Source organism: Acidobacterium sp. FHG110202_01 (assembly GCF_059115305.1).
On sequence record NZ_JBZYWJ010000001.1, the window covers coordinates 271154 to 287760 of the forward strand.

The 16607-nt window shown below is 58.6% G+C and carries 9 protein-coding genes; 4 read left to right on the forward strand and 5 right to left on the reverse strand.

Annotation, left to right across the window (positions count from 1 at the left end; all coding sequences use genetic code 11):
• The first annotated feature begins 188 nt into the window (after positions 1-188).
• On the forward strand, positions 189-2414 hold the full coding sequence (locus AC5S16_RS01130; RefSeq protein ID WP_493928160.1) for a TolC family protein: 2226 nt from the start codon (positions 189-191) through the stop codon (positions 2412-2414).
• Positions 2415-2570: 156 nt separating this feature from the next.
• On the opposite strand, the gene aroA is transcribed toward AC5S16_RS01130, so the two are convergent.
• The 4 genes from aroA to hpt form a co-directional block, all read right to left on the reverse strand.
• A complete protein-coding gene (aroA, locus tag AC5S16_RS01135; protein ID WP_493928161.1) occupies positions 2571-3872 on the reverse strand; it encodes a 3-phosphoshikimate 1-carboxyvinyltransferase in 1302 nt (433 codons plus the stop codon).
• A gap of 406 nt (positions 3873-4278) precedes the next feature.
• The gene (locus tag AC5S16_RS01140) at positions 4279-6198 is read right to left on the reverse strand and encodes a SpoIIE family protein phosphatase (protein ID WP_493928162.1); all 1920 of its coding nucleotides are present in this window, start codon (positions 6196-6198) and stop codon (positions 4279-4281) included.
• Positions 6199-6603: 405 nt separating this feature from the next.
• Complete coding sequence (gene deoC / locus AC5S16_RS01145) at positions 6604-7362, reverse strand: deoxyribose-phosphate aldolase (protein WP_493928163.1); 759 nt, start codon at positions 7360-7362, stop codon at positions 6604-6606.
• Between the two features lie 21 nt (positions 7363-7383).
• The gene (gene hpt, locus AC5S16_RS01150) at positions 7384-7932 is read right to left on the reverse strand and encodes a hypoxanthine phosphoribosyltransferase (protein WP_493928637.1); all 549 of its coding nucleotides are present in this window, start codon (positions 7930-7932) and stop codon (positions 7384-7386) included.
• 73 nt (positions 7933-8005) lie between these two features.
• On the opposite strand from hpt, the gene AC5S16_RS01155 reads away from it, so the two are divergent.
• From AC5S16_RS01155 to AC5S16_RS01165, 3 genes are all read left to right on the forward strand, one after another.
• The gene (locus AC5S16_RS01155) at positions 8006-8794 is read left to right on the forward strand and encodes a prolipoprotein diacylglyceryl transferase (RefSeq protein ID WP_493928164.1); all 789 of its coding nucleotides are present in this window, start codon (positions 8006-8008) and stop codon (positions 8792-8794) included.
• A gap of 156 nt (positions 8795-8950) precedes the next feature.
• Positions 8951-11278, forward strand: coding sequence for a Tat pathway signal protein (locus AC5S16_RS01160; RefSeq protein WP_493928165.1), 2328 nt, complete (start codon positions 8951-8953; stop codon positions 11276-11278).
• 24 nt (positions 11279-11302) lie between these two features.
• Positions 11303-13588, forward strand: a complete 2286-nt coding sequence (locus tag AC5S16_RS01165) for a S9 family peptidase (protein ID WP_493928638.1) — start codon at positions 11303-11305, stop codon at positions 13586-13588.
• 250 nt (positions 13589-13838) lie between these two features.
• Here the strand turns inward: AC5S16_RS01165 and AC5S16_RS01170 are convergent, their stop codons facing one another.
• Positions 13839-16577 carry a DUF5695 domain-containing protein gene (locus tag AC5S16_RS01170; protein ID WP_493928166.1) on the reverse strand — a complete coding sequence of 913 codons (2739 nt, stop codon included), beginning with the start codon at positions 16575-16577 and terminating at the stop codon, positions 13839-13841.
• Positions 16578-16607 lie beyond the last annotated feature (30 nt).

A 16607-nucleotide genomic window follows, 5' to 3' on the forward strand; every position in this document is an offset into this window, starting at 1 on the left:
CCACGCGAACTGCAGCATCCCGGGGAACGAAGGGGAAGCCGGTCGCGTATATGACGAAGTAACCGTAAGCATTACGGCAATTCACGAGGTGCGTCCAGACGCAGCGGGGGCGTGCACAGGGGCAGATTGGCGCGTTCAAAACAGGACGTGGCCTGGGAACAGCTGCATTTTTTTCGATGGAGAGGCGAATGGAATTTTCTAACGGGCGCCGCGAATCATTAAGGCCGCAACACGCTTTATTTCTAAAATTACGGGCCGCAGCCGCTATTGGCTGCGTGCTGGCGGGGGCTATGCCGTCGTGGGCCATGGGCCAGCAGGCTGCTCCACAGAATCAGGCCAACACCACCGATCCGGCCCTGCAGGGGCTTCCGCCGGAGCCAGCGCCGAATTACACGCAGCCGTTGTTTATGCGCGCGACGAACCGCGATTTTTCGAAGGCGCGCAATTACTGGCCCAATCCGCTGGAGCCCTACCGGACAACTACGGTTGCTGCGCCGAACTTTCTTAACTCGCCCAGCCTCGACAACCTGGTGAAGGACGGGAAGATCTATCTCAGCCTCAGCGATGCGGTTCTGCTGGCGCTTGAGAATAACTTTGACATTGCCATCCAGCGGATGAACCTGGATATTGCCGACACCGATCTGCTGCGCGCGCGCGCCGGATCGACGCTTCTCGGCGTGAACAGCGGTACAGTCACGGGCACAGTCGGCGGCGCCACATCCAATGTAAGCTCGGTGGGCGGCGGCCCGGGTGGCACGAGTGTTGCTTCGGGTGGCGCGGGCACAGGCCAAGGCGGTTTGTCGCTCTCGACAAACGGCGGCGGTCCGGCCCCGGAAAACATGGACCCGTCGCTGACGGGGCTGATTGAGCTCCAGCGGCAGGTGACGCCCGAGCTCAGCCCGCTGTTTGTAGGCACGACGCACCTGAACACGAACCTGAACCAGTACAACTTTTCCTACAACCAGGGATTCATTACGGGCACCGCGCTGCAGGTGTCATTCAACAACAGCTATACGACTTCAAACAGCATCTATAACGTCTACAGCCCGGCTCTGCAGAGCACCTTTAACATGCAGCTTACGCAGCACCTGCTGCAGGGCTTTGGATGGGGCATCAATGGCCGCTTTATTGTGCAGGCGAAGAACAACCGCCGCATTTCCGATTCGGCCTTCCGCGCCCAGCTGCTTTACACCATTAATCAGGTAGAGAACATCTACTGGGGACTGGTGAGCGCATATGAAGACGTGCAAGCCAAGCAGCGCGCGCTGGCGCAGTCGACGCAGCTGGCTTCCGATAACCGGAAACAGCTGGAGATCGGCACGCTGGCTCCTCTGGATGTAGTCAACGCGGACAGCCAGGTCGCAAGCGACAAGCAGGCGCTTATTTCATCGCAGAGCACGCTGGAGTATCAGCAGCTGGTGATGAAGCAGGCGATTTCGCGCAACCTGGACGATCCAAGACTGGCAAATGCTCCTGTTATTCCGACGGACCGCGTGAGCCTGCTGGAGACTCCGGAAGAGAGGATGTCGGTCGAGGACCTGGTACGCCAGGCGGATGCCAACAGTCCATCGATCGAGCAGGCCGTTCTCGCTATCAAGAATGACGAGATCACGCTGAAGGGCGTGAAGAACGGGCTGCTGCCTACGCTGGATGTCTTCGGCTTCTATGGCGCACAGGCGGTAGGCGGTGCGATCAGCCCGTACTGCAACTCGGCAATCTTTGGCGCGAGCACTGGTTCGGATTTCTGCACAAGCCTGCCCACAGCCGGTTATGGGACGGTTTTCAGCAACCTCTTCAACAGCTCAGGGCCGAACAAGGGTGTCGGATTCAACCTCACGGTTCCTATCCGCAACCGCACCGCGCAGGCGGAGCAGGCGCGATCGATGCTGGAATACCGCCAGGCGCAGATGCGGCTGCAGCAGCTCTATGTGCAGACGCGCATGAACGTCACCAACCAGCAATATGCGCTCACCAATGACCGTGCTGCGGTACAGGCTGCACAGGCTGCGCGCGAGTTTGCCTTCCAGAGTCTTGACTCCGAGCAGAAGAAATACCGTCTTGGCGCTTCGACTACGGCGAATGTGCTGCAGCAGGAGCGCAACCTCGCCACGGCGGAGAACAATGTGATTTCGGCGACGGCGAAGTATGCCACGGACCGTTCCGGTCTTGCGCAGACGCTTGCCAATACTCTCGATCGCTATGGCATTAACATTGCCGAGGCAGCAACGGGCACGGTCACGCAGAAGCCTGTTGTTCCCGGGCTCGAGCCGGCGAAGCAGCTGCCGGACGTCGTGGTTCCTGGCCAGCAACAGAACCTGCAGCAGCAACAGCAGCAGCCTGTGCCACAGCCGCAGAATCTTCCACAGCCTCAGCCTTTGCCACAGCAGCCAACTCAGCCGCAACAGCCACAATAACTATGCCTCCGGAGGCCGCTGCGCGCAGGGCGGTCTTCGCCAGACGGACGTACCAATAAAAAGAGCAGGAGTAAAAACTCCTGCTCTTTTTATTGATTGCTATTCATTATTCGTATGGTCTGCCTTCGCGATAGCAAAACGGATGGAAAGCCTTAGCTACCGCTCTGCGACACGGTCAAGCAATTCGTAGAACTCTGGGAAGGAAATGGCTGCGGATTCGGCTCCGTGGATGACGGTTTCGCCGGTGGCGCGCAATGCTGTTACTGAGAAGGCCATGGCGATGCGGTGGTCGCCGCCGGAGTTAATCTCCGCTCCGTGGATCTGTTGGCCGCCGGGGACATCGAGGCCGTCTTCGAACTCTTCTACTTCGGCGCCCATGGCGCGCAGGTTATTGGCGACCAGCGCGATGCGGTCTGATTCCTTGACACGCAGTTCTTTCGCATCGCGGATGCGAATGCCGTTCTGCGTGTAAGGCGCGATGGCGGCGAGTACAGGCAGCTCGTCGATGAGCTGTGCGGCCAGGCTTCCGGAGATGGTGGTTCCAGTGAGGCCGTTCGCAGGCGCATTGACCTGCACGGTTCCTACGAGCTCGCCGTTCTTTTCTTCGAGGTTGAGTACACCGATGTGCGCGCCTAGTGCGGTGAGCACGTCGAGCAACGTGGCGCGTGTGGGGTTGAGTCCGAGCGCGTCGAAAACGAGGTTTGAGCCGGGGAAGAGCGCAGCGGCGCAGAGAAAGAAGGCTGCCGATGAGATGTCTCCGGGGACGGCAGCTTCGATGGCTGTGAGCGGCTGGCTGCCGGTGATGCTGACGGAATCGGTTGTACGCTCGACGTTCGCACCAAAGGCACGCAATGCCAGCTCGCCGTGATCGCGCGTGCGGACGGCTTCGCGCACCGTGGTGGTGCCTTCGGCCTGCAGTCCGGCGAAAATGAGCGCGGTCTTTACCTGCGCGCTGGGCACGGGCGTGGTGTAGTCGATGCCCTTGAGCCTGCCGCCGCGGATGGTGAGCGGAGCGTGGCCTTCGGTCAGCGTGATTTCAGCGCCCATTTGCGAGATGGGTTTGCGCACGCGCTCCATGGGGCGGCGGCTCAGGGATTCATCGCCGATGAGTGTGTAGGTGTGCGGGGTTGCGGCGAGCAGGCCTGTCAACATGCGCATGGTCGAGCCGGAGTTGCCGCAGTCGAGTGGAGAGCCGGACTCTTGCAGGCTGCCGCCTGTTCCTGTGACTTCGATGACGCCGTCTTCGAGGCGCGACACCTTTGCTCCGAGCGCGGCGGAGCAGGCGAGGCTGCTGGCGCAGTCGGCTCCGGTGGAGAAGTTGGTGATCTTCGTTGTTCCGGAAGCGAGCGCGCTCAGCAGCGCGTAACGATGGGAGATGCTTTTGTCTCCGGGGAGGCGAAGGCTGCCGAGGATGTTGCGCGCGGGCGTGATGATGCGTTCTGTTTTGGTGGCTAGCATTATTTTTTATTTTACAAGGGGCAGGGCGCAGCGTTCAGGGCACGAATTAGAGATGTGGCTCCCACACTTATGCGACATCAGCGCAAAGTGTGGATGCTCCATGTTGTGGCTTTCGAGACAAACTACCCCAGGTTAGCTACGCGAACCTGGGGCACCCGGCAGGAAGCGATTTTGTGACTGCCAATGGGTTGCATCGCCTCGATATGCATTCCCCGCTGACCTTCGGTCAGCCTCCCACGAGCGTTGCTCGTGGGGGTCCTTCGACTCCCCCACCCCAGCCTGCGAACACCACGCAGTCCGGGAACCCCCGGTCCGCGTTGCTTCGCTCAGGATGACATCTTTGTGGTGGTGCGATTTGTGTTAGCGATGCGCTTTGGGCGCTATGTCCTGTGATCCGAGTCCTGAGTTATGCAAGGACTTTCAGTACTACTACTGTTTCATCGTCGAAGCGCTCTACGCCTTTCTGGAATTTGCCTACTTCGTTGAAGATGGCTTCGGCGATTTTTGCGGCGGATTTCTGCTGGTTCTTTTTGACTACGGCGATGAGGCGGTCGCTGCCGAACATGTCGCCGGCGGCGTTTTGCGCGTCGACGATTCCGTCGGAGTAGAAGATGAGCGAGTCGCCGGGCTGGGTCGAGAGGGTGAATTCTTCGTAGCGGACGTCGGGGAAGAGTCCGAGAGGGAAGCCTTCTGCTTTTACTGTGTCCACGTCGCCTTCGCGACAGAAGAGCGGCTGCACAGCGCCGGCATTCGATATCTGGAGGGTCTGGTTGTCGTCGTCCCATACAGAGTAGAGCATGGTGACGTACTGCGAATCGAGATGGCGCTCCTGCAATGCGTCATTTAGCGTCTTCAGCATCTCGGAAGGCGACAGGTGCTGTGTCGCTTCGGAGCGCATGATGCCGCTGACCAAAGCGGCGTAGAGCGCAGCCGGCGCGGCTTTACCGCTTACATCGCCGAGCATGATGGCGCTGCGGTTTCCTTCATAGGTGATGAAGTCGTAGAGATCGCCGCCCAGCATTCTTGCGGGGAGAAAGCGCGCTGCGAATTCGGCGTGTTTGTGCTTTGGCTTGGCGGAAGGCAGCAGACGCAGCTGCACTTCGCGCGCCATGGCCAGGTCGCTCTCGAGGCGCTGTTCCTGCTGCGCTACGCGCTGGTAGAGACGCGCGTTTTCGATAGAGATGGCGATCTGCGCGGCGAGCGTGGTGACGGCGCGCTCGTGATCTTCATTGAAGAAGTGGGCGCGCGTGTGCTCGATGTCAAGAATGCCGATGACCGTGCCCTTGTAGATGAGCGGCATTGCCATCTCGGCACGCGTTTCTTTATTAAACATGTGATAGCGCGGATCTTTGCGCACGTCTGGCGCGTAGATCAGGCGGCGCTCGGAGATGGCCGCGCCGACGAGTCCGCGATCGAGCGGCAGTTTTTCATCCGGGTAGAAGCGTTCGCCGAAGCGCACGGCAAAACGGTTTTCGAGCACCTGGTCGCGCTCGTTGACGATCCAGATGGAGAACATCTGGTAGTCGATGATGCGGCGCAGAAGAGTGCCGATGCGCTCGAGCAGCGATTCAAGGTCGAGGATGGACGTAAGCTCGCGGCTGATTTCGTTGAGTACCTGAAGTGTCTGCGCCTGGCGCGCGACGCGCGTGTAGAGGCGCGCATTCTCAATGGCCTGCGCAATACGCGAGGCGGTGAGCTTGAGCAGGTGCAGGTGTTCAGGCTGGAAATAGTTCAGCTGCTCGGACTGAATATCGATGACGCCGATGAGCCGGTTCTTGACGATGAGCGGCACGGCCAGCTCGGAGCGGACATCGGGATTGACATTGATGTAGCTCTCGGCCTGCGAGACGTCGTTGACGAGCACAGGCTGACGCTGCTGCGCCGCCTGTCCGACGATGCCTTTGCCGACGCGTATGCGCAGACGCTCAGCCTCCGGTGTGTGTCCGAGCTGGAAACGCATGCGCAGGTCATGAGTGCGATCGTTGAGCAGCAGGATGGCGAAGATACGGTAATCGATGGCAGCCCGGACGAGATCGGCGGTACGCTGCAGCAGCGTCTGGAGGTCGAGCGTGGTGTTGAGCGCGTCAGCGAGGCGGACGAGGAATTCTGTCTGCAGTGGTTCGACTCGAACCTGAATTGGCGATTGCAGTTCGGAGGCCGGCCGATAGTCGCCTTCGAAGCCGGGCTCCCCGGCATGCGCGTTTTTCGTGGGCGGGGGCGGAAACCCCGGATCTCCGGAGTACTCCGCGCTGTCCAGACCCGTGCCTGTATTCTCGGCTGCTGGTGTTTCATTGGTTTTGCTGGCTCGGGTCTGTTCTTTGGTCACTGGGTTCCTGGTTGATTTTAGACACACAAAGGTGAACGCCCCATGATATCGCGGCACAGAGGTGAAGGGTTGCGTGGTCCGGTTGGCTAAGATGGTTCGGCTATATGAGACGAACGCAGCTCGAAACCGTTTTGGCGAGATCACCTACCTCTGCAGCCGGGAAGACGCTGAAAAGTTCGTTTGACTTGAGAAGCGATCCCGCGGCTAAAGCCGCGCTGAATTCTGAACATTTTATGGCACGGCTGAAGCCGTGCCCCTTCAAAGCCAAAACTTGTTCAGCACCCTCTAAGTCCTCGCCTGCCTCAGGGTCCGCTTTGTTTGCAAAACTACCCCAGGTTTAGCTACGCGAACCCATTCGACTTCGCTCAGGGCAAGCTCTGGACACCCGAGTTTAAATGCGAATGATTACGTCTGGTCGAATTCGCGGAGGATGTTGACGGACGCGCTGGCTCCGATGCGGCTGGCTCCGGCCTCGAGCATGGCGCGCGCGTCGGCGAGTGTGCGGATGCCTCCTGATGCCTTGACGCCGCAGCGGCTACCGGCAACGCCACGGAGCAGGGCAACGTCTTCTGGTGTTGCGCCTCCGGTGGAGAAGCCGGTGCTGGTCTTGAGGAAATCTGCGCCTGCGGCGATGGCGAGCTCAGAGGCGCGCAGTTTTTCTTCCACGTTGAGCAGGGAGGTTTCGAGAATAACTTTGACGATGGCTCCGGCGTCGCGAGCTACTTCGACGACGCCGTGAATGTCCTGCTGCACACGATCGTTCATTCCAGACTTGAGCATGCCGATGTTGAGGACCATGTCGAGATCATGCGCGCCGAGCTTGATGAGCTCGACGGCTTCTTCGCGCTTGGTGATAGAGAGCGTTGCGCCCAGCGGAAAGCCGAGGACGGTGCCGACGGGAACACCGGTTCCATTCAATGCCGCGCAGGCTGTGCCGACCCATGCGGGGTTGACCATGGCGCAGGCGAAGCGGTGTTCGGCTGCCTCTTCACAAAGTTTGATGACCTGCTCGCGTGTCGCTTCCGGCTTGAGCAGGGTGTGGTCGAAGACGGCGGCGAGATTATTTCTGCTGGAAAGGGTTTGCCCGGTGAAGGCTGCGGCGTCGAATGTGCCGTTCGTGAATTCTTCTTCTATGGATATGGCGGATACTGCTTTGGTGGTCATCAGGTACAACTCCGGGAATACTTACTCCGGATAATCCGGAGGCATGAGACAGATGTCAGGCAGATTGCGAAAACGCTCGGCATAATCCATGCCGTAGCCTACGACGAAGTGGTTGGGGATGGTGAAGCCGACATAATCGGCATCAATTTTCACCAGCCGGCGCGATGGCTTATCGAGCAGAGTGGCGATACGCAGGGAACGCGGCTGATGCTGCTCGAAGAGCTTCTTGAGAAAGTCGAGCGTGAGGCCTGTGTCCAGAATGTCTTCCACTACGATGACGTTTTTTCCTTCAATTGACTGGTCGATATCTTTGATGAGCCTGACCGCGCCAGTGGTTTGCTGACCCTTTCCGTAACTGGCGACAGCAACGAAATCAAAGGTGCAGTTGACCGATGTGTTGCGGGCGAGATCGGCGAGAAAAATGGCTGCGCCTTTAAGCACGCCGAGAAGCACTACGTTCTGGCCGGCGTAATCACGGTCAATCTGGCGGCCCAGTTCGGCGACGCGGCTGGAAATCTGTTCACGACTGAAAAGAACTTTCAAGGCAGGAAGTGTGGCTTGCGCGCTCATGATGGACATAGGATAGCTCGAAAGCTACTACTGTCTATATTCAATCAGGTGTGCCCCTTTTATACTCAATTATGTGTACCCCTTTATCCACATTGGCCGGTTTTCCATCGGCACCTTCGGCATTATGCTCTGGCTGGCCGCAGTCTGCGCCTGCTGGGTGCTCTATCGTAATTTTCGCCGCTGGAATGTCGCCGCTGATGCGATCGGCATTGTAGCCATCTCGACTGTTGCGGGCGTGATTGGCGCGAAGCTCTGGCATGTTCTGGAAACACCGCGACTGCTGATGCAGGACCCTGCGGGGTTGCTGCTGGACCGCGCCGGATTCGCCTGGTTCGGCGGCCTGGTTGCTGGAATTCTTGTTCTGCTGTGGCAGGGGCGCAGTGCAGGGTTGAGCAAGCTGGGGATGCTTGATCTGGCTTCTCCGGCAGCGGCGGTCGGCTATGGCGTGGGCCGGCTTGGCTGCCTGACTTCGGGCGATGGGGATTATGGCATTCCTACCAATCTACCGTGGGGGATGAGCTTTCCCAATGGGCTGGTGCCTACGGCTCCGGGTGTGCGCGTGCATCCTACGCCGATTTATGAGCTGATTGTGGCGTTGGTGATCGCATGGTTTTTGTGGCGGCGCAGCCGTCCGGAAGCGGCACGGCCCGCGGGGGCGATTACGGGCGAATACCTTGTGCTGAGCGGCGTGGCGCGCTTCCTGGTGGAGTTTATCCGCATCAATCCCAGAATTTATTGGGGCATGAGCAATGCACAGGTGGCGAGCATCGGGTCAGTGATTGCCGGAGGGCTGCTGATTCTGTGGGCGCATAAGGCGGGGAAGGCCGTAGTGCTGCCTCGTACAGCCGATGTGGCTCCCTAGGCTCCAGCGTTTCGGGGCCTAAAAACGAGGTAATGGCATCAGGTTTGTGCTGTCGGGGCAGTTATTTTTCGATTCAAAAATTGTATACAATTATGAATTTATTTGTGATATCAAGGATTATCCGTATCGGGATTCAACATCACGAAAGGAAAATCGGTGGATCGTCGGAGATTTCTGCAAACTGCTGCCGCGAGTGCTGTTGTCTTGAAAGATTTTTCTGCGATTGGTCAGATGCGCGATCAGCATAAGGGCGTTTCGGCGACGGGCGGTTCTGTGCCTGCGAGCGAGGCGAATGTTGCGGGGCATACGCAGCTGGCGAGGTTTGATCGTAATGGCGAGACGTGGACGGTCTATGAAGACCTGACGAGGCGTGAGGGCGTGATTACGTTTGTTTCGTCGAAGTCCACGGCGCGTGTTCTGCGCAAGACGGCGGAAAAGACTTTTGCCGATGACGGGCCGCAGTATCTTGGGTTGCCGCTTAAGGATATCGCCTTGTCGGGGCCGGACCTGCTGGCCGATAAGCTGCTGGCGCATGGCGATCCGGATGAGGAGGAAGTGCGACGCGCGGCGCCTCCGATGGATTCGGCGCGAAACGACAGACCGAATGCCAGGCCGCGGTGGAACACGATTGTGGGCACGCGGGAGTGCAGCGATACGATGCCGGTTTATCCCAGCGGGAACACGCGCACTTATCATCCGGTGCAGTATTTTCATGAGCTGACGCAGAAGCGCACGGAGCAGCGCTATGAAGGGCTGGTAGGCGGATGGATGCCGGCGGTGCGCAAGGTGATGCCGAGTGATGACGGGTCCTACTTTGAGGTGGTTGTTTTTGGCGATGTGCTGGCCAAAGACCGTTTCATTGTGCAGACGTGGCATCGCACGTCGCAGATAAAAGATGGTCATGTGGTGAAGGTCGAGTACGGATACAGCTATCCCGCATATACGCGGCGGCGGCAGGAACCATCCGCCGAGGAGTTTTATCGCGGGCTGCTGGAATTTGCTGAATACTGGGAGCGGCAGACGGAAAACATGGTCCGCATGACTCTGCCGGATGCGAGCTGGATGGACATGCCGCGGTATGCCTTTGTGAAAGAGCTGATGGTGCGTCCGGGCGGTGTTTATCCCAAGTATGGCGCGGTGGACCGCGACTACTATGGGCCGGAGTATGACGGATTTCAGGACATCTTTACCATGTCGCTTTACGCGAACCTGGAATGCGGGCGCTTCGATGCGGCGCGGGAGATATTCGATAACTACTTTACGGACTTCACGGACGCCAAGGGCATGGTGAATATGCGCGGGCCGGAGACGGGGCAGTATGGCCTGACGCTCTCGCTGATTGCCCGCTACTTTCATTACACGGGTGACCGGTCACTGCTGGCGAAGCATCGCGGCAAGATTGAAGCTATCGCCGTCATGCTGGCGGAGCTTCAGGATGAGGCTTTGAAATTGCCTGAGTCGGATCGTGGGTATGGGCTGATTCATGGATGGTGCGAGTCGGATGCTTGTCTTGCGCCTGATCCTGCAGTGTGGTGGAAGCCTTATTTCTCGAACAGCGCTTTTGCGGTGCGCGGATGGCGCGATCTGGTTGAGGTCTGGCGTGAGCTTGGATTCGGCAGCGGGGACTGGTCTCACCGGGCGGAACAGCTTCATGCTGCATTGACGAAGAGCATCGATGTCAATACGCGGCATGAGATGAAGCCGCCGTATATCGGGCCGCTGCCGGGGACGACGCTGACGTTCCGGGAGGCGCTTGAAAAGGAACATCCGAGCGAGCAGGGATGGCCGCATCGTTGTTATGCGGAACTGCTGCAGCCAGATGTGCTGACGGACGCTCAGGCAAACATGGTGATTGACTGCATGCGCGCTTATGGAGCGACGACGCTGGGTGTGGTGGCCAATGTCGGGCGGCCGAATGCGGAGGGGCGCGATATTCTCGGGTTCATTTCCTATGGCTACGCGCAGATGCTTTTAAGACTGGGGCGCATCGAGGAGTACATCCTTTTCACATATGCGCATCGTTATCATGACCACTCGCGCGGAAGCTGGACGGCGGGTGAGGTTTCCGGCATTACCGGCGGCGGTGCGCTCTTCTGCATTCCTGCGCAGCAGACGATTCCTCTGCTGGTTCGCTGGATGCTGGTGTTTGAGGAGCAGAATGAAAGCCGCCTGCACTTTGGACGCGCTCTGCCACGGGAGTGGATCCGCAAGGGTAAGCCGATTGGAATTGAAGGCGCTCCGACACGGTGGGGGCGCGTGAATTACACGCTGAAGCCGCGCGGCGAAAAGACGCTGGCGGCAACGATTGAGTTCGAGGGGAAGAGGGAACTGCCGGCGGAGCTTCATGTGGCGTTCCGTACTGCTGAAAAGATTACGAAAGCAACCGTGAATGGGAAAACGATTTCGCCGGGGGAGATACGCAACCATACTGTGGTGATTTCTCCTGCGAAGCAGCGGAGTTTTGAAGTCGTCGTAGACATGTAAAGCGCGGGAGATGAAATAAGCGTGATGCGTACAGGCAGCAGGATGCTATGCGGTGCGATGGGTGTGCTCGTGTGTTGTTCGGGCGTGGTTCGGGGGCAACTGACGAAGGCGGATTACGAACGCGCGCTGGGATTAACGGCGAAGTATCGCGATCTGACCGAGGACGTGGTGACGGCCCCGAGCTGGATCAAGGGCGAGGACATGCTTCTCTACAGCAAGACCGTGCCCGGCGGCCATGAATTTTTTCTTGCGAATCCTTCGGATGGAAACAAACAGATTGCATTTGATCATCAGCGCCTGGCTGCGGCTCTGCATGAAGCTGCGCATACGGATGTGAAGCCGCTGGACCTGCCGCTGATGCGGGTGCAGATGACGGATCACCGTACAGCTCTTGAATTTACGGCGGAGCAGAAACGATGGCGGTGCAACCTGAACAGCTATCATTGCGAAGCGGTTCATCGCCGCGATGAGGACGATGATGAGGAGGGTGACGGCGGTCCGGTTGCTTTGCGCAACAGTCTCGATAAGTTGAAAGCGTCTCCGGATAAGAAGTGGGAGGCGGTGATTGCGAATTACAACGTTGTGGTGCGCACGCCCGATCGTAAGGAGACGGTCACGTTAAGCACAGACGGATCTGAAGGGAATTACTACGACTTCGATTCGATTACGTGGTCGCCTGATTCGAAGTATCTGGTGGCGTATCGCATCAAGCCGGGATACAGGCGGATGGTGCACTATGTTGAGTCGTCGCCGGCGACGCAGCTGCAGCCGCTTTATCCGTCGATTGTGTACACGAAGCCGGGCGATACGCTTGATCTGCAACAGCCTGTGCTTTTTGATGTAGCGGGGAAGCGTGAACTGCCGATTGACAATGCGTTGTTTCCCAATCCGTATGAGCTGAGCAATGCGGCGTGGTGGAAGGACAGCCGCGGCTTCACCTTTGAATACAACCAGCGCGGGCATCAGCTCTACAGGGTGGTCGATGTGGATGCGAAGTCGGGCGCGGCGCGCACTTTGATCGATGAGCCGAGCAAGACATTCGTTGACTACAGGCCGCTGGTGAAAGACCAGGCGGACACGGGGAAGAAGTATCGCCATGACCTGGCGGATGGGAAGGAGATTCTCTGGGCTTCAGAGCGCGATGGGTGGGAGCACCTTTATTTAGTGGATGGCGCGACCGGCAAGTTCAAGCACGCGATCACGAAGGGTGACTGGGTGGTGCGCGCGGTGGACCGCGTGGATGAGCAGAAGCGGCAGATATGGTTTGAGGCGAGCGGCATGAATGCGGGTGAGGACCCGTATTTTGTTCATGCGTACCGCATCAATTTTGACGGCACGGGACTGACTCCGCTGACGCCGGGGCCGGGGAATCATCGGGTGGAGTATTCCGATGACGGCAAGTTTTACGTGGACCTGGTGAGCACGATTGATACTCCGCCAGTGCTGACACTGTATCGCACGGATGACAATCAGAAGGTCACGGAACTCGAGCACGGAAAGATTGACAAGCTGCAAGCGGCGGGATGGCATGCGCCGGAGGTATTCGTCGCGAAGGGTCGCGACGGCAAGACGGATATCTGGGGAGTGGTGTGGAAGCCGGCGAATTTTGATCCGGCGAAGAAGTATCCGGTGATTGAGGACATTTATGCGGGGCCGCAGGGGTCGTTTGTGCCGAAGACCTTCAGCACGCGCGCGGAGCCGCTGACGGAGCTTGGCTTTGTGGTGGTGCAGATGGATGGGATGGGCACGAACAACCGCTCCAAAGCGTTCCACGATGTTGCCTGGAAGAACCTGAAGGACGCTGGATTTCCGGACCGCATTCTGTGGCACAAGGCATATGCTGCGAATCATCCGTGGTACGACATTTCGCGCGTCGGGATCTTCGGCACGTCTGCCGGCGGGCAGAGCGCGATGGGCGCGCTGCTGTTCCATCCCGAGTTTTACAAAGCAGCGGTTGCGAACAGCGGCTGCCACGATAACCGGATGGACAAGATCTGGTGGAATGAGCAGTGGATGAGCTGGCCAATCGGGCCGCAGTATTCCGAGTCGTCGAACGTGGACAATGCATGGCGGCTGCAGGGCAAGCTGATGCTGGTGGTGGGAGAGATGGACGATAATGTCGATCCATCTTCGACGTTCCAGGTGGCGGACCGGTTGGAGAAGGCGAACAAGATGTTCGATCTGCTTTATGTTCCCGGAGGAAAGCATGGGGCGGGCGGCGATTACGGCAGAAAGAAGCTGATGGATTTCTTTGTGCGCAATTTATTGAATGAGGCGACTCCGGATTGGAATGCGGATGGGCATTTTTGAAGTTGGTTTCGTCTGGGTATATAGGAAGAAAAGTCATCCCTCTGGGGTTAAAGCAGTATCTGATGAATCATCCGCGTGCCGGCTGGGGCTGAAGCCCCTGTGTTTCAGCCATTATTCACCGGCCTAAAGGCCGGTGCTTCTACCCGAAAACTATGCTTCCTGATTCGTCAGATACTGCCTAAAGCCCCGTGAATTCCCATTCATCTTCAGGCGAGGGCTGAAACCCCTCGCCTACCTCAAACTCCAAAGTTTATTGTGGCCTGAGTGTGATGGTGGTCTCTGTTGCTTTGAGGGGAATGGTGTAGGCTCCGGCATCTGTGGTGGTTTTTTCTGACAGCGTCCATGCGTGGGTGTTCGGTGTGGTGATGCTCAGGCGCAGACGCGCGGCTTGATTATTGGGACTGGCGGGAGCCAGGTGGAGCGCGATGGTGTTCTTCTTCGAGTCGTAGTCGAGTGAAGAGATGCGGCCTGCATCGAGGGTGATCCACAGAGAGAGCGGCGCGAGGAAGACGCGCTGCCTGAGTGAATCGAGCACGGTTACGTGAATGCGGCCGTGGTCTTGTATGACATTGCCGCCGAAGCATAGCCAGCCCAGGGCATCGTCGTGTGTGAGGTAGGTGGCCGTATTCATCGCGTGACCGAAGAAGTTGGGGCCGTAGTCTCCGGTGTATGGGTCGAAGGCCATGCGATCGGGGAAGGAGTGGAATGCGGCTGAGGCGAAGCCTTTCTGATCGATGTTGGTGAGCGGGCCCATCACTCCTCCATAGCCGGCGCGGAGGAGATAGAGGTCATCGGGATGGGCGCGATATTCATCGAGCAGGGGAATGGCGTTGAGGCCTGAGCCGTAGTGATGCAGCTGGCGCTCGATGCGCGTGTACTTGCCGCCATAGAGAAAATCCCAGTAGCGGCGGGCGCTGCCGTTGTATCCCCAGCTAGGTAGCACGGGAGTGTAGGCGAGGACGGCGTTGAGGGTTACGTCGGCTTTGTCGTTGTAGCCGAAGAAACGCGACCAGCCGTAGACTTCTTCCTGCCCGGTGGAGTCCCATGGCATTTCGCTGCCGAAGGGATAGGCTTCGGTCTTCCAATGATCGGCACGCAAGCGCATAACGCTTTCGAGGCGCGTTGCTTTTTCTGTCCAGCCTTCGGCGCGCAGGTCGTCGAGCAGGCGCAGGAAAATGGTTCCTTCCATCAGGCCGAATTGCGTGTAATACGGGGCCTGGCTGCTCATGGCGAGAGTGGTTTCATAGGCCTGGTTCAGGTACCAGTCCCACTTGTGTGTGGTGGCGAGACCGGTGGTGTTGCGCGCTATGCGATAGAGCGACCAATAGGCAGCGACGACGTGAGGATAGTTGTAGGTGCGGCCTACATCGTCGGCGCCTTTCTTATTCCAGCTTGTCCAGCTCTTCCAGTTGAAGGAAGGGTTGTATGGGTAGTTAGGGAGCAGGTCCGGCTGATAGAAGAAGAGACTTTTGTGGACGCCATATTTGTGTTCGCCGGAGCTTTCCTGCAGATGTCCCCAGAGCACGCCGTCGATGAAGCTTTCAAGCTGCGCGACTTCCGATCGAGTAGGCTCGGTGTATTCCTTCATGGCGGCGGCGAGCCAGGATCCCGCTCCGGCTTCATCGGAGAGGCCGGCAATCCAGACGCGCGGATCCTGAACGACCTGCTTTCCGGTGGAGTCGTCATAGCTGATGATCGACGGCGCGCGATGGAAGGGATCAGATGCGTCGGTGAACCACTGTTCATGGAAGAGGAAGCGGCCCATGTCGGCGACGGCTTGTGTTTCCGGTTTGATGGTGCGGTAAGCGATGGCCTGTATTGTGCCGTCGGCGTAGGTGATGACGAGACGCGAGCGTCCCCATTGTTTGCCGCGCAGCGTGTAGGCGTGCAGGCTGGAATGCGTTTTCCCGTCGTCGTGAATTTCGATGGCTCCGGCGGGCTCGCTGACGATGGAGCGGACGGTGGAGTCATAGCGGAGGAAGAGGCGCGCTTCCATATCCTGAGGGAGGATGTAACCGGGGATGCCGACTGCTACGGGGCGATGATGCTCGGCCAGGGTTGATTCGATTTTGCGGAGCTCCGGCGCGACGATGAAGCGCAGGCCGAAGGTTGTGCTGCTGTTGGGCGGCAGAGTTTCTTTTGTCGAAGGGTTCCATTCCTCTGCGCCTTTCCAGTCGGTCTGCGCATAGCCTGCGGAGTGGACCATCCAGTCATACGATCCTTCGAAGGTGGTGCTTCGCGGGGTGGGATCGTTGGCGGGGAGTCCTTTGCCGGTTGTGCGGTCACGGTGGTCGAGGATCGGCTTCCAGGCTTCGAAGGGCGTGTGGCCGTCGGGGACCACGAGTAGTACGGGGCCTTTGCCGGTCAGGCGGACGACCTGGATGTAGCCTGCGTCCTCGCCTATATATGGATCGTAGAAAGAGCAGGTGCGATAGGCCTGGTCGAGTGTGCGTCCGGTGAGGATGTTGTTGAAGACCATCGGTATGCCGATGGCGCCGATATCGACTGCATGGGGCGAAGTATTGCGGATGGTGAAGCGCAGGACGAGATCGCCGCGGTCAATGAGCCATGTGCGCACTACTTTGATTGGCAGATTGGCGGGCAGGGTGGGTGTGAGGTCGGTTTCGAAGTGAGTCGCGTCAGCGGCGGTGAGCTGAACCGGGTGGCGCTCGAAGGCGGTGGAGAGGTCGCGCCAGTCTGAGTTGCTTGTTCGGATGCGGAGGTCGAGGTCGCCGAGATAATAGAAGGTGTCGGCGGAGCGCTGGGTGAGCTGATCGCCGGGAGTGTAGTCGAGGGTGGTGTCTGCGGACGGGGTGAGTTTTGCGGCTGTTCCGGAGTAGCGCAGCAGGTCAATGGACAGGGAGGGAGTTTGCAGCGTAATGTGGCCTCCATTGAGCATGGGGCCTGGCGGCAGAGGATGTGGTTGCTGAGCCCATGCCAGGTTTGAAGCAAGGAAGAAGAGCGCGAATTTCAGGAAGCATGGTCTCATCGGTTTTGTATTAATGTATACTAAATTGTA

What these genes read in the sequence shown, in the direction of transcription:
- AC5S16_RS01130 (WP_493928160.1), top strand. Translation starts at nt 189, where the DNA reads ATGGAATTTTCTAACGGGCGCCGCGAATCATTAAGGCCGCAACACGCT.
- aroA (WP_493928161.1), bottom strand. Translation starts at nt 3,872, where the DNA reads ATGCTAGCCACCAAAACAGAACGCATCATCACGCCCGCGCGCAACATC.
- deoC (WP_493928163.1), bottom strand. Translation starts at nt 7,362, where the DNA reads ATGACCACCAAAGCAGTATCCGCCATATCCATAGAAGAAGAATTCACG.
- hpt (WP_493928637.1), bottom strand. Translation starts at nt 7,932, where the DNA reads ATGAGCGCGCAAGCCACACTTCCTGCCTTGAAAGTTCTTTTCAGTCGT.
- AC5S16_RS01165 (WP_493928638.1), top strand. Translation starts at nt 11,303, where the DNA reads ATGCGTACAGGCAGCAGGATGCTATGCGGTGCGATGGGTGTGCTCGTG.
- AC5S16_RS01170 (WP_493928166.1), bottom strand. Translation starts at nt 16,577, where the DNA reads ATGAGACCATGCTTCCTGAAATTCGCGCTCTTCTTCCTTGCTTCAAAC.